Origin of the sequence: Micromonospora orduensis (genome assembly GCF_006228125.1) — a bacterium.
In the GTDB taxonomy this organism is placed as follows: domain Bacteria; phylum Actinomycetota; class Actinomycetes; order Mycobacteriales; family Micromonosporaceae; genus Micromonospora; species Micromonospora orduensis.
Genome location: NZ_VDFY01000203.1, coordinates 24255 through 48029, shown reverse-complemented (window position 1 = coordinate 48029; position 23775 = coordinate 24255). Strand labels below are relative to the sequence as shown.

Sequence of the window (23775 nt, the reverse complement as noted above, 5' to 3'; positions counted from 1 at the left end):
AGCGGACGGACAAAGGAGGAGATCATGCAGCAGGTGCAGCTGTCGGAGGTCGAACAACTGGTGTACCAGGCGGTCACCACCCTCGAACAGCGCGGGCACGTGCCGTACCCGGACCTCATCAGCGAGGAGGCCGGACTGACCGAGGAGCAGGTGCACGCCCCGCTGCACCTGCTCACCGAGAAGGGTCTGCTGCACCGCGAGGACTCCCCGATAGCCGGCCTCGACTTCGGCCCCCGGTTCTGCGCCCGCCAGATGGCGTGACCCGAGGGACCGCCCGCGGCGATTCGGCCCCCGATGACCGGGGTAGCGAGCAGGAATGGACGATCACCCGTCGGCGGGCGGCCCGATGAGCACGGCGCAGGCGCCGCAGCCACTCGACGCCGCCGAGAACCGCAGACGCTGGCAGGCCCTCGGCGTCGGGTTGGTCGCCGCGTTCATGACGCTGCTCGACGTGAGCATCGTCAACGTCGCGGTGCCGTCCATCGACCGGGCGTTGCACGCCTCACCGAGTGACCTCCAGTGGGTCCTGTCCGGGTACGCGCTCACCTTCGGCCTGGTCCTCGTGCCCGCCGGTCGCTTCGGCGACGCCCGTGGACGGCGCAACGCGTTCGTCTTCGGCATCTCCCTGTTCACGCTGACCAGCGCGCTCGCCGGCCTGGCCACCTCACCGACGTGGCTGGTCGCCGCCCGGCTGCTCCAGGGCGCCGCGGCCGGCGTGGTCAACCCGCAGGTGACCGGGCTGATCCAGCAACTGTTCCGCGGGTCGGAACGAGCCCGCCCGTTCGGGCTGCTCGGCGCCACCATCGGTATCTCCACAGCCGTCGGACCCCTTCTCGGCGGACTGCTCATCGCCGTCGGCGGCGAGGCGCACGGCTGGCGGTGGGTCTTCTTCGTCAACGTGCCCGTCGGCATCCTCGCGGTGATCCTCGGTTGGCGACTGCTGCCCACCCGCCCCGAGGGCACGCCGGAGCGGCGACGGCTCGACCCCGTCGGCGTGCTGCTGCTCGGCGTGGGCGTGGTCCTGCTCCTGCTGCCCCTGGTGCAGGACCAGCAGTGGGAGACCCCGTGGAAGTGGGCGCTCATCCCGGCCGGCCTCGCGGTGCTTGTCGTGTTCGGGCTCTGGGAGCGCTCGTACGCACGCCACCACGAGCCCCTGTTCGACCTGAAGCTGTTCACCTTCCAGTCGTACACGCTGGGGTCACTCATCGCGCTGATCTACTTCGGCGGCTTCACCGCGATCTTCTTCGTCTTCACCCTGTACCTGCAGAACGGCCTCGGCTACAGCGCCCTCGTCGCCGGCCTGGCCATCACGCCGTTCGCCCTCGGGTCGGCCGCCGCGTCCGCGCTGGGCGGACGCGTCGTCAACCGCTTCGGTCGACCGCTGGTCGGCATCGGACTGCTCGCCGTGGTCATCGGCCTGACCGCGACGGTCGTCGTGCTCCGCCTGGCGCCGGACGCCCCGGCGCCCTGGGTCACCGCCGCTCCCCTGCTCGTCGCCGGCATCGGCAGCGGACTGGTGATCGCACCCAACCAGACGCTCACCCTCGCCCAGGTCCCCGTGGATCAGGCGGGCAGCGGGGCGGGCATGCTCCAGACCGGTCAGCGGATCGGCGCCGCGGCGGGCATCGCCGCCGTCGGCTCGATGTTCTTCTCCACCCTGGCCGACAGCCGCGGCAACTGGACCACTGCCTTCGAGACGTCACTCGTGCTGGCCACCGGGATCATCGCGCTCGCGCTGGTCGCCGCGCTGATCGACATCCTCCGCAAGGGCTGACAAACCCTGGGGTACGCCGATGGCCGGCACCCCGGATCGGGGTGCCGGCCATGTGCGGGTCAGCTGTTCCAGTACTGTGCGACCAGGTCAGCGGCCTGCTGCTCCCACTGCGCGTACGCGTCCGGGTAGGCCGAGACCTGCACCGTCTGCGCGGCGTCGGTCAGCGGCATGTCCTGCCACCCGTCGACCTGCTTCAGACCCTTGAGGAACGCCGTCGTCGAGTACTCCGGGTCGGTGATCTGCTCCGGCGTGCCCCAACCACTGGACGGGCGCTGCTGGAACAGGCCCAACGAGTCGTGGTCGTTGCGGTCGCCGAGGTGGCCGAGGTTCTCCAGCTTCGACTCCTGCAGGCTCGTCGCGATCGAGATGACCGCCGCCCGCTCCGGCAGGCCGGCCTTCTTCGTCGCGGCGATGATCGCCTTGACGTTCGCGGTCTGCTCGTCGTTCAGGTCGATGTGCGACTGCTCGCCCTGGGTGCCGTGCGGGATCAGCGTACCGATGTCCGGCTTGTCGGCCTGGACGACCGCCACCGGTCGGGCATCGCTGACGGGGTTGTTGACGGCGTGGGCGACCGGACCGGCGAACACGCCACCGACGAACGCCATACCAGCAACGGACAGCACACCCTTGCGCATGATCGTGTTCATGGGGCTTAGCTCCTTCGGGGGTAGGAAACACCCGCACACCGATCGGGGGATGGTGACGCGGGTGTGAGCACCTCGTCCGGCGCTGCGCGTACACGGGGAAAGTCTTCGGTCGGCTGCCGCAAGCGGCGGCTCGTGGCGCCGGACCGGGTGTAACGACCGGCGGCCGGGGGTCATTCCCGGGGGCGGACCGTCGGGCCGGCGGCCCGTGGTCCTGCGATCGTCGGGGTGTGTAACGGCCCCCGGCCCGCGGCCATTCCGCCGCACGGGTGCGGCCGGTCACGGTCCAGACCGGGACAAAACACTCACACGTGCGGCGAGCCGGGTGATGCCGGACACCCCGGACGCAGGACGGGCTGGTGCCCGCCGGACAAATCCGGCGGGCACCAGCCTCAGGTGAGATCCGGGCACTGCCCGGTGGTGGTGCCGATCAGTGCGCAGCCCCGCCGAAGCGCTGACGACGACGCCAGGCCAGGGTCAGCAGCAACATGAGCGCGCCGGCGCCGACCAGGCCACCGCCGAGCTTCATGGGCGTACCGATGCTGTCACCGGTGACGGGCAGCGGCTGCTTCTTGTGCAACACCCGCAGCTCGGTGCTGGCGGTCCGGCCGGACTCCCGACCGGTGGCGGCGTGAGTCAGCAGACCCGTCACCGACGGCCGGTAGCTCTTGGTGAAGCGGCCCTGGGCGTCGGTGAACGCCGTGAAGTTCAGCGGCGCGCTCGCCTGGTACGCCACCGGCGCCATGGCGACGGTGGTGCCGTCGCTGCGACGCGCCGGCGCCTGACCGGCTGCCGGAGCGGCCAACGGGGTTACCGTCACCGAGATGTCGACGATCTCGTTCGGACCGAAGCCGGTGCCGGTCAGCACGACGGTCTCGCCCAGGAAGATCGTCGGCCGGTTGACGGTCAACGACGGGGGTGCGGGCACGTACGGTGGCGGCTGGGGCGGGTCTGTGGTCGCGCTGGGCGTCGGCTGCGGCTGTGCCGCCCCCGCTGCCGTCGGCACGGCCACCACGGCCAGGCCGACCGTGAGCGCCATGATGATGCGGGATAGCCGCATGATTGGTTCCCTCCTACTGGTCACAGCTTGGTGCGGAATGAACTTGGGTGGTCCAAGGGCTGGCGGTGGGGGTCAGCCACAGCTCGGCCTGTCCGACGCCGGTCTTGGCCGTCAGCACGGTGACCTCCAGCGCCCTCTCGGCGCCGGGGCCGACGTCGACGTTGGCCGTCGCCACCTGCCGGCGGCGTTCCGTGCCGCTGCCAAGTGCCGTCTCGACCCCGTCGAGCCGGGCCTCGAGCACCGCGCCGCCGGCCGGGCTGAAGATCGACACCAGGGTGCGTGCGGTGTACGGATCGCCGGCCAGGCCGAGGCCGAGGACGGACTCGCTGAGTCCGGACTTAGGTGCCGTCGAGCGCAGGGTCACCCGCAGCCGGAGCTCGCGACGACCGTCGGGGCGGCATTCGCCCACCGTCAGGTTCGCCGTCGGCCGCAGGTAGTAGCCGAGCTTCGCGCCGCTGCCGTCGTTGAGGAACACGCCGACTGTCGGCACGGTGTCCTGTTCCGGAAGCGTCCCGGCCATCCGGCTGTCGCCGAACGTCCGCTGTTCCTCAGGTCGGGCACTCCAGAACAATATCCGGCGTTCGGTGATAGCACGGTCGAATGCGGACAACAACACCCGTGGGTTGACATTCTTCTTTAAAAAGGCGTCGAACACCGCGGCGGCCGAGGCCGCGAAGAAGGTGTCCTGCTGCCGGACATCCAGCCGTTGGTAGCTGTCGTTGAGCAGGGTCTGCACGACCTTCTCGCTGGCCAGCGGAACGCCACCGGGCACCAGCACCGGACCGGTCGCCTTCAGCAGATAGGACAGCACCACCGGGTCGACGGCGAGCACGCCATCGACTGTCGTCCCGGTCTTGCGCCGAAACATCTCCCGGTACAGCGCCGCGGCGGTCGGGAAGTGCGGGCTCAGGTTGACGTCGGCGGGATAGATGCCGGGCAGGTCGGTCCAGAGCGCCCGGGTCTCGGCCGGCAGCTTCAACGCCGGCGTGAACCGGCCCAGGGACGCGCTGCTGCCCTGCAACCCCATCTTGACCTTGCCGTTGTCGGTCTCGATCATCGCGTACGCGCCGAACATGCCGCCGGTCGCGCGCAGCTCGGCGAGGTTCTGCGAGACCAGCAGGTACCGTCGCGAGCCGTTCGCGCCGAGCAGCGGCGGCAGCAGCCGGGCGCCCTGGTCGGCGGCGGTCGTGAGGCTGGCCAGGCGGTCGATCTCGCCGCGCAGGTCGGTCAGCGCCTGGCGGATCTGGTTGACCAGCCGGTCGGCGGGCACCACGGCCAGGTCGCGCCGGGTGCGCTGCACCGCCTCGTTCACCCCTGACAGCTCGGTCGAGACCGAGGTCAGCCGGGCCAGATCCAGCCGACCGCTGGTCGGTACCAGGCTGGTCAGGTCCGTCCGGAGCAGGGTCGGGAAAGCCTGCCGGGCCAACTCGTCGATGGCGACCGCGATCTGCCGCACGGCGTCGAGATCGTCGCCCGCGATCGGCGTACGCCGGCCGAGCGCCCAGCCCGGGTCGTCGGTCGCGGCTCGGGCCGCGCCGGCCTGCTCCTGGAGGGCGGCGAGTGTCCGCAGGGCGCGGTCGGTGTCCCCGCCGATCACCTGGGCGCTCAACTCCCGCGCCAGACCGGCGGCGTTGAGCAGGTGCGAGCGCGCCTGCCAACCACGAAAGCCGACCCAGCCTCCCGCCGTCAGCAGCAGCGACGCGACCACCAGGGCGCCGAGCACCGCCCGTCGCAGTCGCGCCCGTCGGCGACGCCGGGACCGGCTACGCCGCCGGCGCGGCCGTTCGCTCTCCGTCACACCACACTCCCCATTCCGGAACCGGACACAAAGTCCGATTTCCCCTGACGTTCTTAGCACGCATCGCGCATTCTCGTACCGTTATGGCTTGTCTCGCGGCTTATGCGAGGTTCATTCGCGGGGCTGGGAGCTCCTCGACGCGGCCGGCCGCCTCGTACAGCAGCCGCTCGATCCGGTCGACCCCGGCCGGCAACGACATCTCCCGCAGGTACGCCGCACGCCCCCGGCGACCCATCTCGACCCGCTCCGGACCGGGGATCGTCGCGGCCAGCCAGAACCGGTCGGCCAGCGCGGCCCAGTCCTCGGGCGGGCAGGACAACCCCGCCCGGGCCCGTTCGACCAGCTCGGCGGTATCGCCGCCGGCCGAGGCCACCACCGGCGCGGCGCAGGAGAGCGCGGCCTGCAGCTTGCCGGGCACCATGCCCCGCAGCTCCGGCAGATCCCGCAACATGACCAGCTGGTAGTCGGCGGCGGCGTACAACTGCGGCATGTCGACAGGCGAGCGCCGCTCCACGAAGCGGATGTTCTCCGCGCCCAGTTCGGCGGCGAGCCCCCGCACCCGCCGCTCCTCGCCACCCGAGCCCACCAGGACCAGATCCATCGTGCGGTCCAGCGCCGCCGCCGCCCGTACCGCCGTCTCCAGCCCCTGCCGGGCGCCGATCGTGCCGGCGTGCATCACCACGCACCGACCGTCGCGGCGGACCAGCTGACGGGCCGCGGCGTCCGGCGTCGCCGGGTGGAAGATCCGCTCGTCGGTCCAGTTCAGCACCACCTGGACCCGGGCCGGGTCGGCGCCGGCGGCGACCACCAGGTCCCGCATGGACGGCGCGGCGACCGCCACCCGCGCGGCCGACCGGTAGATCCTGGTCATCGCGGCGGACATCCGTGTCGCCCACCGTCCGTCACCCGCCTCGGCGACTCCGTCGCGTGCCCAGACGTCCTGGACGTGCAGCACCGTCGGCACCCGTCCGAGCAGCCGCAGCACCCCGGCCGCGGCGAACGTGGTGGCCGGCAGCTGGAAGACGTACAGCGCGTCGACATCGCCCAGGACCCGGCGCGCGGCCATCGTGGCGCTGCCGGCGAAGGACAGGTAGCTGGCCATCCGGGCGCCGGTGGACGCGCCCGCGCCGGTGTACCTCGGCACGCGCCGGACGGTCAGCCGTTCACTGTGTGTCTCGTGGTGCCAGCGCTGCCGCCAGCCCGGGTAGACGTGCCCCCCGGGGTAGTCCGGGAAGCCGGTGAGCACCCGTACCTCGTGCCCCCGCGCGGCCAGCGCCTCGGCGAGGCTCCCCGGGATGAACGCCGGTTCGGGCGGGAAGTGGTACGACAAGATGCCGATCTTCACCGGGGCACCGCCGTCCACAGCGGATCGGCGCCGGTCGGCGCGGCACCGCAGCCGAGCGGCACCCGGCCCGCGTACGATGCCGACAACCCCTCCCCGCGCGGCCACCGGCGTCGACGCACCGCGCTCGCGGTGCGGTCAGCCGGGTCCGCACCGACGGAAGGGACACCGATGGCCGACCGCGTGCTGTTCGTCTGCCACGCCAACCTGTGCCGATCACCGATGGCCGAGTACCTGGCCCGCCGACTGCTCGCCGACCAGCCGGTCACGGTGGCCAGCGCCGGCACCGACGCGATGGACGGGATGACAATGCATCCGTACGCCATGGAGGTCGCGGCCGAGAGCGGCGCGGCCCCGGCGGACTTCCGGAGCAGGACGCTGCGGGCCGAGTACCTGGCCGACGCGACGCTGGTGCTGACCGCGACCCGGCGCCAGCGCTCGGTCTGCACCTCGCTGGCGCCGGCGGCGCTGCACCGGACGTTCACGATGCTCCAGTTCGGCCGGTTGGCCGCGGCGGCCGAGCCGGCCACCGAGCCGGCCGACGACCCGCTGGGAGCCGCGATCGCCGCCGCCGCCCGCGCCCGGGGGCGGCTGCAACCCGCCGCCCCCGACGCGGATGACCTCCGGGACCCGATCGGCGGCACCGCCGCCGACTTCCGACGCTGCGCCGAGGAGATCGAACGGTCGCTGCGACCCCTCGCCGTGCTCATCGGGGCAGCCGGGTGAGCTCCTGGGTGCGGTCGCTGACGCCGTTGACCCCGTTGCTCTCGCTGTGCTTGGCCGCGGTGGCCCGGTCGGTCGGCACCGACGGCGTGGCCGTCGACGCGACCACCCGGTAGGCCTCGTACTGGTACGCCTCGGCCTTGGCCACCTTGGCCATGTTCAGCACACAGCCCAGCAGCCGCACCGAGACCGAGTGCAGCGAACGGGCCGCGGCGGCCACCTGGGTCCGCGAGGCGCGACCCTGCTGGCTCACCAGCAACGCGCCGTCGGCCTGCACGGCCACCACCACACCGTCGGTCACCGCGAGCAGCGGCGCGGTGTCGATGATCACGATGTCCGCCGACTCCCGCAGCGCCAGCAGCAGATCGGCCATCGCCTTGGAGCCGAGCAGCTCGCTCGGGTTCGGCGGGGCCGAGCCGCTGGGCAGCACCAGCAGGGACTTGTCGCCCCAGCGCTGCACCACGTCGCCGACCTGTACGTCGCCGACCAGCACGTCGGTCAGGCCGACGCCGGCGTCCAGGCCCAGGTATTCGTCGACCTTGGGTCGGCGCAGGTCGGCGTCGACGAGCAGCACCCGCCAGCCGGCCTCGGCGAGGGCGATGGCCAGGTTGCACGAGAGCGTGGTCTTGCCCTCGCCCTGCAGGGCGCTGGTGACGGCGATGACCCGGGCCGGCTCGTGCACGTCCACGAAGCGCAGGTTGGTCCGCAGCTTGCGGACCGCCTCGGCGCGCGCCGAGGTCGCGGCGTCGCCGACGATCAGCGGCGAGGTACGGGCGCTGCTCTCGAACGGGATCTCACCGAGCAGCGGACTGCCGGTGGCCCGTTGCAGGCCGGCGGCGTCGCGCAGCCGGATGTCGGCCACTCCGCGCAGGATCGCCAGACCGACGCCGAGCACCAGGCCGATCAGCCCCCCGAGGGTGAGGTTCCGTACCGGCTGGGGCGAGACGGGGCTGGCGCTGACCCGTGGACCGCTGACCACCTCGATCTTGATCGGGGCCTTGCCCTCGGGCGGCGTCTCCACCTTCTGGACGAGGTCGACGAACTTCGCGGCGAGGGTCTCGGTCACCCGCAGGGCGCGGGTCTGGTCGGTGTCGGTGATCGACGCCCGCAGCAGGACGGTGCCGGCCTCGGTGGTGGTGCTCACCCGGCGCTGCACCTCGTCCGCGGTGAGCCCGACCGGAGTCTCGGCCACCACGCTCTGCGCCAGCCGGTCGCTGGTGAGCAGGTCGGCGTACGACTTGACGCGCTGCTGCAGGAAGAGCCCGCCCTGGTAGGCGTCGGTGACGCCCTGGTTGGGGGTGGTGACGAAGAACGTCACCGAGGCGACGTACCGGGGCTGGGCCCGTACGGTCAGGAACGCCGAGAGACCCAGAGCGACCATGACCGTGACAAGTACGAGCCACCAGTGCCGACGTACGTGCCGCAATTGGCGGAGCAGGTCCATCAGGTGCGCCTCCGTGCTGGTCCGGTTACGCCAAAGAACTTCACGAAAACCCCCAAGGTCGTCTTAAACTCGTGAAACCATTAAAGCCGCTCATACGGCTTATGTCCGGAGTTATGTATTTTCGGCAACGAGATGTGCGCCCGCATGACCAACCCGACAGAAGGCCAATCGGCAGCGGCGACATCGGGGAAAAGTCGCCAACCGATCAGGCGGTGTCCGTTCGGCCCGCGGTCGCCGCGGCGCGCGCACCCGGATAGGGTCGACAGCGGTGTGCCGGGAAGTCTGGTCGGCGAAGGGATCCCTGCCGTCCCGACACCCGAGGTGAGCCCCGCACGTGGCCGACCGCACCCCGCCCGCCGACCGGTTCCGGCTGTTCTCCCGATCGTCCTGACCCGAGGCGCGGCACCTGGCCGACGTACTGCGCACCGAGACGGTCGGCGGCGCCCTGCTCCTGCTCGGCGCCATCATCGCGCTGATCTGGGCGAACTCCCCCTGGGCCGACTCGTACGTCCGGCTCGGCGACTGGGTGCCCTGGCCCGGCGGGGAACGCTGGCACCTCGACCTGGCCCTGGCCACCTGGGCCGCGGACGGCCTGCTCGCCATCTTCTTCTTCGTGGTGGGGCTCGAACTCAAGCGGGAATTCGTCGTCGGCGAACTACGCGACCCGCGACGGGCCGCCCTGCCGGTGGTGGCCTCCCTCGGCGGAATGCTGCTGCCCGCGCTGATCTACGTGTCGGCCGGAGGCGGAGAGGGACTAGGTGGCTGGGCCATCCCCACCGCCACCGACATCGCCTTCGCGCTGGCCGTGCTCGCGGTGGTCAACTCCCACCTGCCCCAGGGCCTGCGCGCCTTCCTGCTCACCCTCGCCGTGGTCGACGACCTGTTCGCGATCACCATCATCGCGGTCTTCCACACCGCCGACTTCCATCCCGTACCACTGCTCGCCGCGCTGGCGCCGATCGGGCTCTTCGCGCTGCTGGTACGTCGCGGGCGTACCTGGTGGTGGGCGCTGATCCCCCTCGCGGTGGCCGCCTGGGCGCTGGTGCACGCCTCCGGTGTGCACGCCACCGTGGCCGGCGTCCTGCGCGGCTTCACCGTGCCGGTCCTGGCCCGCCGCCCGGCCGGCGAGCCGTCGAAGGCCGCGCGCCCGGCGGACACCGGTGGCCTCGCCGCGCACCGACGGCCGGGTGAAGACCGCAGTGCTGGCCGGCTCGGTGATCTCCGCCGGGATGGCCGCCGTCGTGCTGCTGCGGCGCAACACCGCGTACCGCCGGGTGGCCGAACGGGAACGGTTGGACGCCGACGGCGACGGCGTGCCCGACGTCTACCAGCGCCCGGGCGGCCGATGACCGAGAGCGCGGACCGACCTCGACCCGCGCTCCCTGGACGTACCCGTCCGTGCCGGTCAGCGTCCCCGGTCGGCGGGGCGGTGCTCCTCGGTCTCCTCGGACAGCGCCTCGGCCGCCGGGCCGGTGAGGTCGTCACCGGGCACCGCCACCTCCTCGGCCACGTCCCGCTCGTCGGGCTTCCCGCCGGGCTGCGGCTCGGGAGCGGTGGCACCGCCGGCGAAGCCGTACTCGTTCGGTTCGTCGTGCCTGCTCATGTGGTTGTCCTCCCGCTTTCGCCGGTTCCGCCTCTCACCGCCAACGGTAGGTGGTGATCGTCCCCGCCGCAGGGCGGCCGGGATTGTCGACGCGGCCACGCCGGCGCGGTGCCCAGCGCCGCCCAGAGCAGCTGGCGAAGCGCGACGATCGCCGCGGCGCCGGCCAGTCCGTTCCAGTCGGGCTGGCCGACAAGCCGGAGCAGACCGGCCGCGACCAGCAGGTCCAGCAGCACCCGGATGGCGGTCCGGGGAGCCCCGGTGCTCAACACGACCACCACACCGGTGACGAGGGCCAGCGCGGTGACCGCCAGGGCCGGCGCGCCGGTCACGACCGGCGCCCGCCCTCGGCCACCTGCCGCTGCTCCTGACGGATCTCCCGGCCGAGGAAGTAGTTGAGCGCCGTCCGGATCGTGGCGATGGCGGCCAACTGGCCGATCTGGGTGAACGACGGAGACACCGCGGTCCGCAGCACGTCGGCCGCCAACTGGAACTCCAGACCCAGGGTCAGGAAGCGACCCAGGGTGAGCCGGATCGGAGTGAAGACGGCGGCGGTGCGGTGCCGCAGCCCCTCGACCACGAACCGCACCGCCGCCCAGACGGCACCCACGAAGATCACCACAGCTCCGGCGACCTCCACCACGGCGACCAGCACCTCGTCGCCGTGGCGCAGCAACTCCGCCGGCTCCACCCCGGGCCGTTACCCGCCCTCGGGGCGCCTAGTCGGCGCTCACGTCAGCTCCTTCACCGCCTCCAGGATCAGCCAGAGGCCGGAGATGGCGAAGAGGATCGCGGCGCCGTACCTGATGGTCTTCTCCGGGAGGCGACGGCCGAGCATCCGGCCGACCATGATCGCGAGGGCGTCCGCCGCCACCATGCCGATGGTGGAGCCCAGCCAGGTGCCGAACCAGCCGTATTTGGTGGCGAGGGTGATCGTGGCGAGCATCGTCTTGTCGCCCAACTCGGCCAGGAAGAACGCCACCGACACGGCCACCAGCGCCGTCTTGTTGGTCTTCTCCGCTTTGCTCTTCTCCTCCTCGGTGAGCTTGTCCCCCCGCAGGGTCCACGCGCCGAAGCCGAGGAACGCCACACCGGCCACCAGAGAGATCCAGTCGGTGGGCAGCACCGCCCCGAGACCCACACCGATGGCGACCGACGCCAGGTGCACCACCGCCGTCGCGACCGTGATACCGATCAACACCGGGATGGGCTTGAACCGCGTGGCGAAGGTCAGCGCCATCAACTGGGACTTGTCCCCCAGTTCGGCGACGAAGATGACGCCGAAGCTGACCACCAGCGCGGCGAGAAATCCCTCCATGACATCCTTCCCGTCTTCACACCGGGAGGAGGTACAGGGGCGCCCTCGACCCGGCTGCTACAGCCTGAGTCGAAGGTCTCGCCCGCCCCGGAAAACCGGGGCCGCGTGGCCGGATGCGGAACGCACCAGTATGTCGACCACGACATTGGGGGCTACTCCCCTTCGCGCGACCAGCCTATCGGATCACTCCCATGACCGGCCGGGCGGGTGGGCCGACTCACCGGGCCCGCGCCAGCGTCACCCCGAACAACCCGTCCGGGTCGGTCCAGAACTCCGTCGCGGTGAAGCCCGCCGTGTCCAGCTCCGCGGCGATCCCCGCCGGACGGAACTTCGCCGACACCTCGGTCCGCAACTCCTCCCCCGCCGCGAACTCGACAGTCAGGTCCAGCACCCGCACGGTCATCGGCCGCGTGGCGCGCAACCGCATCTCGATCCACTCGTGCTCGGAGTCCCAGCGAGCGACGTGCGCGAACGCCTCCGGGTCGAAGTCGGCCCCCAACTCCCGGTTGATCACGCGCAGCACGTTGCGGTTGAACTCGGCCGTCACCCCGGCCGCGTCGTCGTACGCGGGCACGACCACCGACGGATCCTTCACCAGGTCGGTGCCGAGCAGTAGCCAGTCCCCGACCTCCAGCGCGGCGCGCATGGCGGCCAGGAACTCGGCCCGCTCGGCCGGCAACAGGTTGCCGATCGTGCCGCCGAGGAACACCACCAAGCGACGGCCGCCGGTCGGCAACCGGTCGAGCTGCCGGGTGAAGTCCCCGACGATGCCCCGCACCCGCAGGCCCGGGTAGTCGGCCGCGATCCGCGCGGTGGACCCCAGCAGCGCGCTCACCGACACGTCGAGCGGGACGAACGTGCCCAGCCCGCCCCGGCGGGTGAACGCGTCCAACAACAGACGGGTCTTCTCCGACGAGCCGGAACCCAACTCGATAAGGGTCTTGGCGCCGGTCAACGCCGCGATGTCGGGGGCGTGTCGCGCCAGCACCGCCCGCTCGGCCCGGGTCGGGTAGTACTCGGGCAGACGGGTGATCTCCTCGAACAGCTCACTGCCCCGAGAGTCGTAGAACCACTTCGGCGGCAGCCACTTCGGCTCGGCGGTCAACCCGGTCCGGACGTCCTGACGCAGGCCACGCTCCACGTCCTGCTGCTCAAGGTAGATCTCCAACGGTTCCGCCGTCATCGGCCCTGCCTCTCTGTTCAGTCAACACTCGCGTGCCCGACCGGTATCACCTCACCGGATCGGCAGTGGGCGTACCCGCACCTCGTCCGCCGTGGCGGTGACCAGCTGCCCCTCGGGCACCGGTCGCCACCCCGGGGCGTCGTCGTGTGGCTCGGAGGCGAGCAGCACCGAGCCGCGCGCCGCGCGCACCGACAACGCGTGCCCGGCCACGCTGGCCACCACCGACCGCCCGTCGGTGAGCAGCAGGTTCAACCGGGACCCCGGCGCGGCCGCGGCCACGTCGGCCACCGTCTCGGCGACCGCCCGCGCCGCGTCCTCGCCGGCCCGCAGCCGATGCCGCACCAGCGCCCACAGCAGGGCCGAGTCGGTGGCGGCGTCCAGGGTCAGCAGGTCGCGTACGGGCAGCGTGGCGGCGAGCGGCACCACCGCGTCCGGCCAGCCACGGATCACACCGTTGTGGCTGAACAGCCACCGGCCCTCAGCGAACGGCGCGGCGGCTCCGTCGAGCACCGCCATCCCGACGGTGGCCGACCGCACCGCGGCGAGAACCGCGCCGGAGCGGGTCACCGCCGCGAGGTCCGCGATCGTCGGATCGCTCCAGATCGGCTGGGCCCGCCGGTAGCGCACCGGCTCGCCGTCACCCGGATACCAGCCCACACCGAAACCGTCGGCGTTGATCGTGCCGCCGCCGCGCATGTCACGTGGCGCCCAGGACTGGCGCACCAGCGAGTACGCGGGCTCGAACAGCAGCTCGGCCAGGGTGACCGGTGGCCCCAGATAGGCCAGGTGGCGGCACATCAGCGCCACCCGCCCGCCGCGCGTCGCGTCACCGGCGCGACTCGTCCGGGCCGGCGTCCCGGGCACACCGGAAACCGCTGAAGATCTGCCGGCGGATCGGATAGTCCCAGTTGCGGAAGGTGCCCCGGCAGGCCGACCGGTCCGTGCCGAACGAGCCGCCACGCAGCACCCGGTAGTCGTCGCCGAAGAAGACCTCCGAATACTCCCGGTAGGGGAAGGCGGTGAAGCCGGGATGCCCCCGAAAGGCCGTCGACGTCCACTCCCAGACGTCGCCGATCAGCTGGTGCACGCCCAGCGGCGAGGCGCCCGCCGGGTACGCGCCCACGGGAGCCGGCCGCAGGTGGCGTTGGTCGAGGTTGGCGTGCGCGGCGGTCGGGTCGTCGTCGCCCCACGGGTAGCGGCGGGACCGCCCCGTCGCCGGATCCCACCGGGCCGCCTTCTCCCACTCCGCCTCCGTCGGCAGTCGCTTGCCGGCCCACGCCGCGTACGCCTGCGCCTCGTAGAAGCACACGTGCACCACCGGCTCGTCCGCGCGGACCCGGTCCCACCGGCCGAACCGCCGGTACGACCAGCCGTCGCCGTCGCGCTGCCAGTGCATCGGCGCGTCGAGCCGCTCCCGGACCCGGTGCGCCCAGCCGGCCGGGCTCCACCAGCGCGGGTCGGTGTAGCCGCCGTCGGCGATGAACGCCTCGTACTGCCCGTTGGTGACCGGGGCCGCGTCGATGACGTACGCGGGCAGGTCGACGCGGTGCGCGGGACGTTCGTTGTCCAGGGCCCACGGGTCGGTGTCGGTGCCCATGGTGAACTCGCCGGCCGGCACCAGCACCTCCCCGCCGGCGGAGGCGGACGGCTCCGGTGGCGCCGGGGCGTGCAGCACCGCCGGCCCGACGCGCAGCTGGTGGGTGGCGAGCATCGTCTCGTCGTGCTGCTGCTCGTGCTGGACGATCATGCCGAAGGCGAACCCGTCGGCCACCAACGGACGCTCGGTGAACCGCACCGTGTCGAGCAGGTCATGCACCTTGTCCCGAACGGTGCCCAGATAGGCGCGGGCCTCCGCGGGCGGCAGCAGGGGCAGTGCGGGTCGGTCGCGGCGGGGCTGTTTGAACGCGTCGTACAACTCGTCGATGTCGCACCGGACCGGCTCGCGGCCCCCGACGTCCCGCACCAACCACAGCTCCTCCTGGTTGCCGACGTGCGCCAGGTCCCAGACCAGCGGCGACATCAGCGGCGAGTGCTGGCGCATCAGGTCGGCGTCGTCGACCACCTCGGTCAGCAGCGTGCTGCGGGATCGGGCCCGTGCCAGCTCCGCCGCGATCCGGTCGCGCAGCCGCTCCCCGTCGGTGTGTCCCGTCGTCGTGCTCGCGGTCACCGGTCTCCCCTCTCCGCGGCGGTCAGCCGCCGCCGAACGCCTCGTGCGATGTCGTCGTGGATGTCGGTAGGCAGGTCCAGCAGCGACAGCCTGGTCAGGGCCAGGTCGAGCAGCGCCGAGGCGGCGGCGGCCAGCGCCCCGTCGGCGAGCCCGTGCCGGGCGGCCGCTGACCAGCGGTGCGCCACCGGAGCGGCGATCGTGTACGCGTCACGCACCGTGCCCGGGTCGGCGAACAGGGCGGTCAGCACCGCCAGCGGAAGCCGCCAGTCCCGGCCCGGCTGGGCGTCCAGGTACCGCAATTCGAGGTAGCCGCGGGGACGCACCGGCGGGAACAGCGTGCTGACGTGGTAGTCGAGGTCGTCGGTGGTGGGTGGGTGGGGCAACGCCCCGTCGAGCCAGTCGGCGAAGGTCACGCCGGGCGGGGCGGCCCAGTCCGGGCCGTGCCGGCGCAGGCAGAGCAGCGGCGCCGCGAGCGCGTACCGCACCCAGGTGTCGGTCGGGTCCTCGTGGGCGTTCGCGGCCGTCCAGACCGGTCGGGTGCGCGACGGGTCGATGGCCAGCCACGCCGCCATCCGGGCCGAGGCCCACCCGGTGCGCCGTCCGGCGTGCCGGGTGGCGGACGCGAAGGCCGCGAGCAGCGGTGGGCCGACCGCGTGGGCCGCTGCCCACCGCGCGGCGACCTGGTCCGGTTCGCCGGCGTCGAGGCAGACCTGAAGACCGGCGGTGCTGTACATCATGGTCCGGCCGGCCGGACCACGCCTGTCGAAGGCGCCCCGCATGGCGCGGTAGCGGGGAGTTTCCAGCACCGGGCGGGGCCGTCGGTGCGGGTCGATGCCGCTGCGGCCGAGGATCAGACCAGCAGCGGCCAGCAGGTCGGTGACCTGGGCGATGTCGGCTTCGGTGGCCTCGATCAGCGCGGCGGTCGAGGAACGCGGCGGGGTGGAGATCTCCAGTTGGCCACCCGGCTCCAGCGTCACCGTGCCGCCGTGTCGCAGCGGCTCGGCCGAGCTGGTCGCGTCCAGGGTGACGGGGCTGTGCCGCCCGAGCGCCGCCCTCAGCCGCGTCGGAGCGACAGGTCTGGCGGGATCGGCGGCGTCATGCACGGTCCATTCCAGTTCGACGCCGGTGTGAGTGGGTGGGCCGGTCTTGAAGCAGATCCGGGCGAGATGCCGCACTGCGGCGGCGGACTCACGCAGAATCGCGCTGCGGTCCAGCTCGGGTGACGTCACCAACGGTAGTGCCCCCTCTCCGTGTGCCGACTTCGGGACACGGTGCCACCGTAAACCCGACCACCGACAGTGTCGGGGCGTCCGCGGCGTCACCAACCTCTGTCTAACAGACGAATTTCCGGCCGCAGGGCGGAACAACCGCGATCGTCAGTCCCGGACGGGGTGCTCCGTCGGTGGGTCCGACGGCCTGGCCTTCGCCGACTCTGACTGCTTCGACTTCGGCTTCGCCGGCGTCGGGGGCGGCACCGGCGTGGCGGTCGGGGTCGGCGTCGCCTCGGGCACCAGCTCCTGGCAGTACGGCCCGACCTGGGCCGCCCCACCGGCGGCGGTCACCAGCTCCTGGAAGCCGGGCGTGCGCAGCGCCTTCTCCCGCTGGTCGGGCTTCTTGGCCTGCCAGGCACGACACAGCCCGTGCAGTTGACCGGCGGGTACCGCCTCGGACGGGGTGGCGCCGGTGGTCGACGGTGTGCCGGAGGTTGCCCGACCGGGCTCGGCGCCGCGGTCGCCGGAAGGGCTCGCCCCGGCGTCGGTGGGGCTGGGCCGCGGGCTGCTCGGCGCCGGCGGCGACGGGTCGGGTGGCTGGTCGAGGGTGACGGCGGCGAAGGCGACGCCCGCCGTGGCCGTGGCCGCAAGCGCGCCGATCCAGGCCACCGCGCCGGTGGTCAGCCGGTGCCGCCGTGACCGGCGGGACACGGCGGGCTGCGGGTTGGCCCGTGCGGCCCGGAACGCGGCCAGTGCCTCCTGCTCACCGGCCAGCTCCCCGGGCCGGGCCGGGGCGGCAGCGGCGGCGAGGCGGCGGGCCAGCGGTTCGGGGGTGGCCGGGAGCGCGTGCTCCGGCGTCGGCGGCTCGGCGGGCGCGGCGGCGCGGGCCGCGTCGAGCAGCCGTTCGGTCTCGGCACGGTCGGCCCGCCGGTCCGGCCGGTTCGGGTTCATCCGGAATCCCCTCACGTCAGCCATCCGCCGACTCGGCGTGTGTCCGACCTGACAGACCGCGCGGACGGGGCGGCCGCGCGATCGTCCCGTCGTCGACCGCCGACACCGCGTCATCGACACCGGCGGGCGATCCGACACCGGCGACGGCCGGATCCGGGCGTTCCAGGAGGGCCGCGAGACGGCGCAGGCCCCGGTGGGCGGCGGTCCGCACGGCGCCGGCGCGGCGACCGAGCACCTGACCGGCGGATTCCGCGTCCAGGCCGATCACCGCCCGAAGCAGGACGGCCTCCGCCTCCCGGGGCGGCAGGGTGGCGATCAACGCCAACGCCGCCTCGGTGCCGATCGTCTCCCCGGCCCGCTCGGCGGTGTCCGCGTCGCTGGCCAGGTCGGCGAGCGCCTGCACGGGCACCGGCAGCGACGGTCGACGGCGCAGCTTGCGCAGGTGGTCCATCGCCCGGTTACGGGCGATCGTGACGGTCCAGGCCCGGAACTCGCCGCCGGTGAAGCTGGGCAGGTCACGGGAGATCTGCAACCAGGTCTCCGACGCGACGTCCTCGGCGTCCCCACCCACCAGGGCGGTCAGATAGCGCAGCAGCCCGGGCTGAAGGCTGCGGTAGAGGAAGCGGAACGCGTCCTCGTCTCCAGCCTGCGCCGCGGTCACCGCGTCGGTCAGTTCGGCGGTCATCGGTGGCCCGCGGATCGCCACGCCGCGGCCGGTGAGGCGCGACGTGCTGGCCCGACCAGCATCCGCACCCGTACCGCCCTTCACCGATTCTGGTCATGCCACGACCGAGGTCGTCTCGGCCGGGGTCTGGGGCCAGCGCGACGACGGTCGGCTCCCGACGGGTGACCCGCCGTGGCCGCCGGGCGGAGCCCGAGCCGCGCTAACGCTAGGAGCGGACCCACCGGGCGACAAGTCGGCACCGCGTCACGGAAGAGTGACAATTATCCAACCGCCGGATCGGCGCGTCGCCGTAACAGCCGGCGGCCGGCGGACGCTCCCCGTGCGCGCGGTCGAGCATGAGCATTCCTCGACAAGAGACCAGCGGACATCCGTCGACCTTCGTGACGCCGGGCGACCGGCCCCTCACGGAGCGGCGATTGCCCCGCAGGTCACACCAGCGGAACCGGCGGGACGGGCCGTCCGGCCAGACGCCCACAGCGCGCCGTTCCGCGCCACTCTAGGTACGGTAATGCTGTGTTGTCATCGGAGGTCGTGCTCAGCGGGCGATACCGCCTGGACGAACGTGTCGCCACCGGCGGCATGGGCGACGTCTGGCGCGCCTCGGACCTGGTCCTGGGCCGGCAGGTCGCGGTCAAGGTCCTGCTGCCGGCGCTGGTCTCCGACCCCGACTTCATCGCCCGCTTCCGGGCCGAGGCGCGGATCATGGCGGCGCTGCGGCACCCGGGCATCGTGCAGGTGTACGACTGCGGCGAGGACGACCTGCCCGACGGCGGTCGGGCCGACTACCTGGTCATGGAGTTCGTCGACGGCGAGCCGCTGTCCAAGCGGATCGAGGCGGCCGGCCGGCTCGACGTCTCCGAGACGATGTCGATCGTGGCGCAGGCGGCCCACGCGCTGAACGCGGCGCACCGCGGCGGCATCGTGCACCGCGACGTCAAGCCGAGCAACCTGCTGGTGCAGGAGGACGGCACTGTCGTCCTGGTCGACTTCGGCGTGGCCCGTTCCACAAATGTCACGAGCATCACCAGCACCAACGCGGTGCCCGGCACGGCCCTCTACATGGCGCCGGAGCAGGCCGCCGGCCGACCGGTCAGCGGCGCCACCGACATCTACGCCCTGGGCGCCGTCGCCTACTGCTGCCTCACCGGCGGTCCACCGTTCACCGGCGACAACCCGCTCCAGGTCGCCGTACGCCACCTGGACGACGAGCCGCCGGAGCTGCCGCACGAGATCCCGGAGGCGGTCCGCGCCCTGGTCTCGCGGGCGCTGGCCAAGGATCCCCTCGACCGTTTCAGCAGTGGCGCGGCGATGGCCGAGGCGGCCCGTACCGCGGTGACCGGCGGCGAACCGCCCACCGCTATGGCGTCGTCCGTTCCGTTGCGGGACGCCGGGCCGGGCACCCGCACCGACGTGCCGGTCGGCGCGGCCGTGGCCCCGGCGGGTCGTCGACGCGGCCGGCGGGGCGCGTTGGTCGGCGCGGCGGCGACAGTGCTCGTGGCGGTCACCGCGCTGGTGGCCGCGCTGGGCGCGACGAAGAACGCGGACGCCCCGGCGGTCAAGTTGCCCACCACCTCCCCGACCGTGGCACCGACCGGTCAGGTGGACGTGCCGGCCGGGAACGAGCAGGTCACCGAGGACTCGGCCCGCCCGAACCGGCCGAACGCCCCCTCGACCAGTCCGTCGGCCTCGGGCAGCGCGACGCCGAGCATCCAGCCGAGCCAGACGACCACCGCGCCGACACCGACGGCGACGGCCACCACCTCGGCTCCGACCGGCGGTCCGACGACCGCCACCCCGAGCGACCCGACGACTGGCCCGTCGACCCCGACCACACCGCCGGTGACCGACCCGGAGGGCCCGACGAACGGCTGAACGGGCGATCCGAACGGCCCCACCAGCACCGATATCACCAAAACGGACTTACGTCGCCGAAGCCCACTCTAGGCTCGCAGCAGGTCATTTCCACCATCTGCCACGGGAGCCCGGGTGAGCGCTGAGAAGCTGGTCGTGATCGGCCAGGGGTACGTCGGACTGCCGCTGGCCATGCGCGCCGTCGAGGCAGGTCTGGACGTGATCGGCCTCGACGTCGACACCGACCGGGTCAAGCGGCTCGCCTCGGGCGAGTCGTTCGTCGAGGACATCCCCACCGACCGGCTGGGCCGGGCGTTGGGCAGCGGCCGGTACCGTCCCAGCTCCGACTACGCCGACGCCGAGGGCTTCGACGTTTGCGTCATCACCGTTCCGACGCCGCTGCGCGACGGCACCCCAGACCTGAGCTTCGTCGAGCAGGCAGGCGTGGGCATCGGCCCGTACGTGCGGCCGGGCTGCACGGTGATCCTGGAGTCCACCACCTACCCGGGCACCACCGAGGAGCTGCTGCGTCCGCTGCTGGAGTCGGCCAGCGGGCTGCACAGCCCCGGCGACTTCCACCTCGGCTACAGCCCGGAGCGGATCGACCCGGGCAACCCGACCTGGCGGCTGGAGAACACGCCGAAGGTGGTGTCCGGCGTGGACCCGACGTCGCTGGCCCGGGTGGACGGCTTCTACAGGCGTCTGGTGGAGCGCACCGTGCCGGTGGATTCCACCCAGGTCGCCGAGCTGACCAAGCTGATCGAGAACACCTTCCGACAGGTCAACATCGCGCTGATCAACGAGCTGACGATGCTCTCGCACCCGTTGGACATCGACGTCTGGCAGGCGATCGAGGCCGCCGAGACGAAGCCGTTCGGTTTCCTGCCGTTCAAGCCCGGCCCGGGCGTCGGCGGGCACTGCCTGCCGATCGACCCGTGCTACCTGTCCTGGCAGGTCAAGCGCCGCCTCGGCCGGCAGTTCCGGTTCATCGAGCTGGCCAACGACGTCAACCACGAGATGCCCGAGCACGTCACCCAACGGATCATGGCCGGGCTGAACCGGACCGGACGCGCCGTCAGTGGCGCCCGACTGCTGCTGCTCGGTCTGGCGTACAAGAAGAACACAGGTGACATGCGGGACTCCCCCGCGGTCGACGTGGCCCGCCGGCTCCAGGACCTCGGCGCCGAGGTCCACGCCGTCGAGCCGTACGCCGAGGCGCACCACATTCCCGCCGGGGTCACCGTGGTCGGCTTGACCGAGCGGGAGGTGCGGGCCGCCGACGCGGTGGTGGTCGTCACCGACCACGACAGTTTCGACTACGACCTGGTGGTCGAGCACGCCCGCTACGTCTTCGACACCCGCAACCGGTGCTCCGGCCCGGTGGTCGAGCGCCTGTAGACCCGGCACCGCTGGCCGGTCCCGCCGCCGGGGAAGACGGCGGGGCCGGCCGGCGGATGTCCGCCCTCCCGGTGGGACGCGGCGCGCCGGCGCGACGCAGGGGGCCCGGTCCCCGACGCGGCACGCCTGCCGGCTCACTGGTCGGCGAGCGCCTCGACGACGGGCCGGGACAGGGCCCGACGGGCCGGCAGCACCGAGGCGAGCAGGGCGGCCAGCACCGACACGCCGAGGATCAGCCCGAGCTGGCCGAACGGCAGCACCACGTGGAAGTCCCCGCCGAGCCGGTCCAGCAGGGCCATCGCGGCGGCGCTGACCCCGGTGCCCAGCCCGACCCCGAGCACCGCGCCGACAAGCGCCATCAGCACGGCCTCCGCCGCGAGCATGGCCCGCATCCGCGCCCGGGTCATGCCGACCGCCCGCAGCACCGCGTTCTCCCGGGTCCGTTCGACCACCGACAGGCTCAGCGTGTTCGCCACGCCCACCAGGGCGATCACCACGGCCAGGCCGAGCAGCGCGGTGACGAACGCCAGCAGCATGTCGACAGTGCCGGTGAGCATCTTCTTGTACGCGCCCTGGTCCATCAGGTTGACCGTCGGGTAGCCGGCCAGCACCTGTGCGATCGCGTCCCGCGCCCGGTCGGCGTCGACGCCGGCGGCGGGGTCGATCTCGGCCAGGAAGCCACGCCGGTCGGGGAAGAGCGCGACGAAGTCCGCGTCGGCCATGTCGATGACGTGCCCGGCCGGCGCGTCGCTGGCGACCATGGTCGGTCTGTCGTCGGTCACCACGGCGGCCACCTGGAACCCCCGCCCCTTGACCGTGACCGGTGAGCCGACCGTCCAGCCGTTGGCCCGCGCCAACTCCCGGTGTACCAGCACCCGCCCCGGTCCGAGCCGGGTCGCGTCGCCGGAGAGCACGCCGGTGATGCTCCGGCCGACAAGCGCCGGGTGGGCGGCGCGGACCTCGATGCCGGCGGTGACCGCGCTGCGCTGTTCGTGCACCACACCCAACTCGGGGCGGGCGGCCAGCTCGCCGGTGAGCGCGGCGGGGAGATCCTGTCCGATCCCGGTGACCACGAAGTCGGTGCCGATCTCGGCGTCCACGCTGCGTTCGATGCCGTCCTTGGTGCTGCGGGCGCCCACCACGAACGCCGACACCAGTCCGATTCCGATCACCAGGGCGGTGGCCGTCGCGGCGATCCGGCGCGGGTTGCGGACCGCGTTGGCCACCGCGAGGGTGGCGGTCGTCCCGACCAGCCGCCGCAGCGGCCAGCCGAACACCCGGACCATCGCCGGGACGAGCACCGGTCCGAACAGGACGATCCCGAAGAAGGCCAGTACTCCGCCGGCGGCCACCAGCACCAGTTGGCCGGCGCTGGCGGCACCGGCCAGCGCGGCGACGCCGGCGCCCAGCACGACCGCGCCGAGCGCCAGCCGGAGCCGACCCGCTCCCTGGCCGGGCTGCACGGCGGCGTCGGTCAACGCGGCCACCGGCGGGACCCGCGTCCCCCGCCACGCCGGGAGCAGGGCGGCGCCCACGGTGAGGACGGTGCCCAGCAGCAGAGCGGTCACCACTGTCGACCCGGTCACCCGCAGCCCACCGGAGACCGGCACGTCCAGGCGGATCAGCAGCAGTCGCATCCCGCCGGCGAGGGCCACCCCGAACAGCACCCCGAGCACCGAGGCGACCACCCCGAGCACCGCCGACTCCAGCAGCGCCGACCGGAAGACCTGGCCGCGGGTGGCACCGACCAGACGCAGCAGGGCGGTCCGTCGGGTGCGCTGCGCCAGCACGATGGCGAAGGTGTTGGCGATCACGAAACCGGCCACCACCACGGCGACCGCCACGAAGATCATCAGCAGCATGGTGAACTGGGTCAGGTCACGGACCGCCTCGTCGACGGCGTCGTCGAGGATCTGCTGGCGATCCTTCACCGTGGTGTCGACGCCGGCCACGGCACGGACCCGTTCGGCGAGCGCGCCCGCCGGGACACCCGGTCGCGCCGCCACCATGATCCGTCCGTAGCCGGACTCCCCGGTCACGGCGAGGGCCTCCGGCCCGACCAGACCGATGAACGGCCCGCCGATGTCGCGCGCCGTGCCGGCCACGTCGACGGTGCCGACCAGGGTGTACGGGCGGGCCGGACCACCGGTGCCGCCGACCCGCACCGGAGCGCCGAGGGTGAAACCCTCCTCGGCCACCGTGTCGGCGTCCAGCACCACCTCGCCGGCGCGGTCGGGCAGCCGTCCGGAAACCACGTCGTACGAGCGCAGCGCGGCCTCGGTCGGGATGGCGGCGAGCACGGCGTAGCCGAGCACCGGCCGGCCGTCGGCGCCCACGACACCGCCGGTGCCGGTCAGCTCACCCGCGGCGGCCGCCACCCCGTCGACCCCCCGGACCCGGTCCAGCGAAGCGGTGGGCAGCGGCCGTGTGCCAGTGGCGTACACGGCCAGGTCGGTGTGCCTGTCGAAGGCGCCGGCCCGCTCGTACGCCCCCGCGCGCATCCCGTCCACGAGGATCAGGGTGCCCGCGATGAACGCGACACCGAGCACGACGGCCAGCGCGGAGAGCAACATGCGCAGCGCCTCGGCACGCAGCGAGCGCAGGGTCAGGCGGATCATGCGGGGCT

The 23775-nt window shown here is 72.8% G+C and carries 21 protein-coding genes and 1 pseudogene; 6 read left to right on the top strand and 16 right to left on the bottom strand.

Features of this window, described 5'->3' with window-relative positions:
• The first annotated feature begins 24 nt into the window (after positions 1–24).
• Both FHG89_RS23485 and FHG89_RS23480 read left to right on the top strand, forming a co-directional pair.
• Positions 25–261, top strand: coding sequence for a hypothetical protein (locus tag FHG89_RS23485; protein WP_139586575.1), 237 nt, complete (start codon positions 25–27; stop codon positions 259–261).
• Between the two features lie 55 nt (positions 262–316).
• Entirely contained in the window at positions 317–1774 is a 1458-nt protein-coding gene (locus FHG89_RS23480; protein WP_425280209.1) for an MFS transporter, read from the top strand.
• 59 nt (positions 1775–1833) lie between these two features.
• Here FHG89_RS23480 and FHG89_RS23475 read toward each other — a convergent pair whose 3' ends face one another.
• The 4 genes from FHG89_RS23475 to FHG89_RS23460 all read right to left on the bottom strand — a co-directional run bounded on the left by FHG89_RS23475 (position 1834) and on the right by FHG89_RS23460 (position 6621).
• Complete coding sequence (locus tag FHG89_RS23475; RefSeq protein WP_139586574.1) at positions 1834–2421, bottom strand: hypothetical protein; 588 nt, start codon at positions 2419–2421, stop codon at positions 1834–1836.
• A 427-nt stretch (positions 2422–2848) separates the two neighbouring features.
• Entirely contained in the window at positions 2849–3478 is a 630-nt protein-coding gene (locus FHG89_RS23470; RefSeq protein WP_139586573.1) for a hypothetical protein, read from the bottom strand.
• A gap of 13 nt (positions 3479–3491) precedes the next feature.
• Positions 3492–5276, bottom strand: coding sequence for a DUF4012 domain-containing protein (locus tag FHG89_RS23465; RefSeq protein ID WP_139586572.1), 1785 nt, complete (start codon positions 5274–5276; stop codon positions 3492–3494).
• Between the two features lie 100 nt (positions 5277–5376).
• On the bottom strand, positions 5377–6621 hold the full coding sequence (locus FHG89_RS23460; protein ID WP_139586571.1) for a glycosyltransferase family 4 protein: 1245 nt from the start codon (positions 6619–6621) through the stop codon (positions 5377–5379).
• A gap of 168 nt (positions 6622–6789) precedes the next feature.
• Between FHG89_RS23460 and FHG89_RS23455 the strand changes: the two genes are divergently transcribed.
• Positions 6790–7344, top strand: a complete 555-nt coding sequence (locus FHG89_RS23455) for an arsenate reductase/protein-tyrosine-phosphatase family protein (RefSeq protein WP_139586570.1) — start codon at positions 6790–6792, stop codon at positions 7342–7344.
• Here FHG89_RS23455 and FHG89_RS23450 read toward each other — a convergent pair.
• Entirely contained in the window at positions 7325–8785 is a 1461-nt protein-coding gene (locus tag FHG89_RS23450) for a tyrosine-protein kinase domain-containing protein (protein WP_139586569.1), read from the bottom strand. The two genes, FHG89_RS23455 and FHG89_RS23450, sit on opposite strands and share 20 nt — an antisense overlap.
• A gap of 334 nt (positions 8786–9119) precedes the next feature.
• Here FHG89_RS23450 and FHG89_RS23445 point away from each other — a divergent pair.
• Positions 9120–10134 (top strand): annotated as a pseudogene (locus FHG89_RS23445) (Na+/H+ antiporter NhaA).
• Between the two features lie 56 nt (positions 10135–10190).
• Here the strand turns inward: FHG89_RS23445 and FHG89_RS23440 are convergent.
• The 10 genes from FHG89_RS23440 to FHG89_RS23395 form a co-directional block, all read right to left on the bottom strand.
• On the bottom strand, positions 10191–10388 hold the full coding sequence (locus tag FHG89_RS23440) for a hypothetical protein (RefSeq protein ID WP_139586568.1): 198 nt from the start codon (positions 10386–10388) through the stop codon (positions 10191–10193).
• Positions 10385–10717, bottom strand: a complete 333-nt coding sequence (locus tag FHG89_RS23435) for a hypothetical protein (protein WP_139586567.1) — start codon at positions 10715–10717, stop codon at positions 10385–10387. Before FHG89_RS23435 ends, FHG89_RS23440 begins: the two co-directional genes overlap by 4 nt.
• A complete protein-coding gene (locus FHG89_RS23430) occupies positions 10714–11076 on the bottom strand; it encodes a DUF1622 domain-containing protein (protein ID WP_139586566.1) in 363 nt (120 codons plus the stop codon). Before FHG89_RS23430 ends, FHG89_RS23435 begins: the two co-directional genes overlap by 4 nt.
• 39 nt (positions 11077–11115) lie before the next feature.
• On the bottom strand, positions 11116–11703 hold the full coding sequence (locus FHG89_RS23425) for a TMEM165/GDT1 family protein (RefSeq protein ID WP_139586565.1): 588 nt from the start codon (positions 11701–11703) through the stop codon (positions 11116–11118).
• A gap of 217 nt (positions 11704–11920) precedes the next feature.
• The gene (gene egtD, locus FHG89_RS23420) at positions 11921–12886 is read right to left on the bottom strand and encodes an L-histidine N(alpha)-methyltransferase (protein ID WP_139586564.1); all 966 of its coding nucleotides are present in this window, start codon (positions 12884–12886) and stop codon (positions 11921–11923) included.
• A 51-nt stretch (positions 12887–12937) separates the two neighbouring features.
• Positions 12938–13684, bottom strand: a complete 747-nt coding sequence (egtC, locus tag FHG89_RS23415; RefSeq protein ID WP_139586563.1) for an ergothioneine biosynthesis protein EgtC — start codon at positions 13682–13684, stop codon at positions 12938–12940.
• A 28-nt stretch (positions 13685–13712) separates the two neighbouring features.
• Positions 13713–15053: an ergothioneine biosynthesis protein EgtB gene (egtB, locus tag FHG89_RS23410; protein ID WP_139586562.1), complete on the bottom strand. Its 1341-nt coding sequence runs from the start codon at positions 15051–15053 to the stop codon at positions 13713–13715.
• Positions 15050–16285 (bottom strand): ergothioneine biosynthesis glutamate--cysteine ligase EgtA, encoded by a 1236-nt coding sequence (gene egtA / locus FHG89_RS23405; RefSeq protein WP_139586561.1) that lies wholly within the window; start codon positions 16283–16285, stop codon positions 15050–15052. The genes egtB and egtA overlap by 4 nt, the downstream gene beginning before the upstream one ends.
• A 144-nt stretch (positions 16286–16429) precedes the next feature.
• Entirely contained in the window at positions 16430–17215 is a 786-nt protein-coding gene (locus FHG89_RS23400) for a hypothetical protein (RefSeq protein WP_139586560.1), read from the bottom strand.
• Positions 17216–17231: 16 nt separating this feature from the next.
• A complete protein-coding gene (locus FHG89_RS23395) occupies positions 17232–17900 on the bottom strand; it encodes an RNA polymerase sigma factor (protein WP_139586559.1) in 669 nt (222 codons plus the stop codon).
• A 513-nt stretch (positions 17901–18413) separates the two neighbouring features.
• Between FHG89_RS23395 and FHG89_RS23390 the strand changes: the two genes are divergently transcribed.
• Together FHG89_RS23390 and FHG89_RS23385 are read left to right on the top strand one after the other, a co-directional pair.
• Complete coding sequence (locus FHG89_RS23390; RefSeq protein ID WP_139586558.1) at positions 18414–19772, top strand: serine/threonine-protein kinase; 1359 nt, start codon at positions 18414–18416, stop codon at positions 19770–19772.
• Positions 19773–19886: 114 nt separating this feature from the next.
• Positions 19887–21149 (top strand): nucleotide sugar dehydrogenase, encoded by a 1263-nt coding sequence (locus tag FHG89_RS23385; RefSeq protein WP_139586557.1) that lies wholly within the window; start codon positions 19887–19889, stop codon positions 21147–21149.
• 134 nt (positions 21150–21283) lie between these two features.
• Here FHG89_RS23385 and FHG89_RS23380 read toward each other — a convergent pair whose 3' ends face one another.
• Positions 21284–23767, bottom strand: coding sequence for an ABC transporter permease (locus FHG89_RS23380; RefSeq protein WP_139586556.1), 2484 nt, complete (start codon positions 23765–23767; stop codon positions 21284–21286).
• Between the last annotated feature and the right edge of the window lie 8 nt (positions 23768–23775).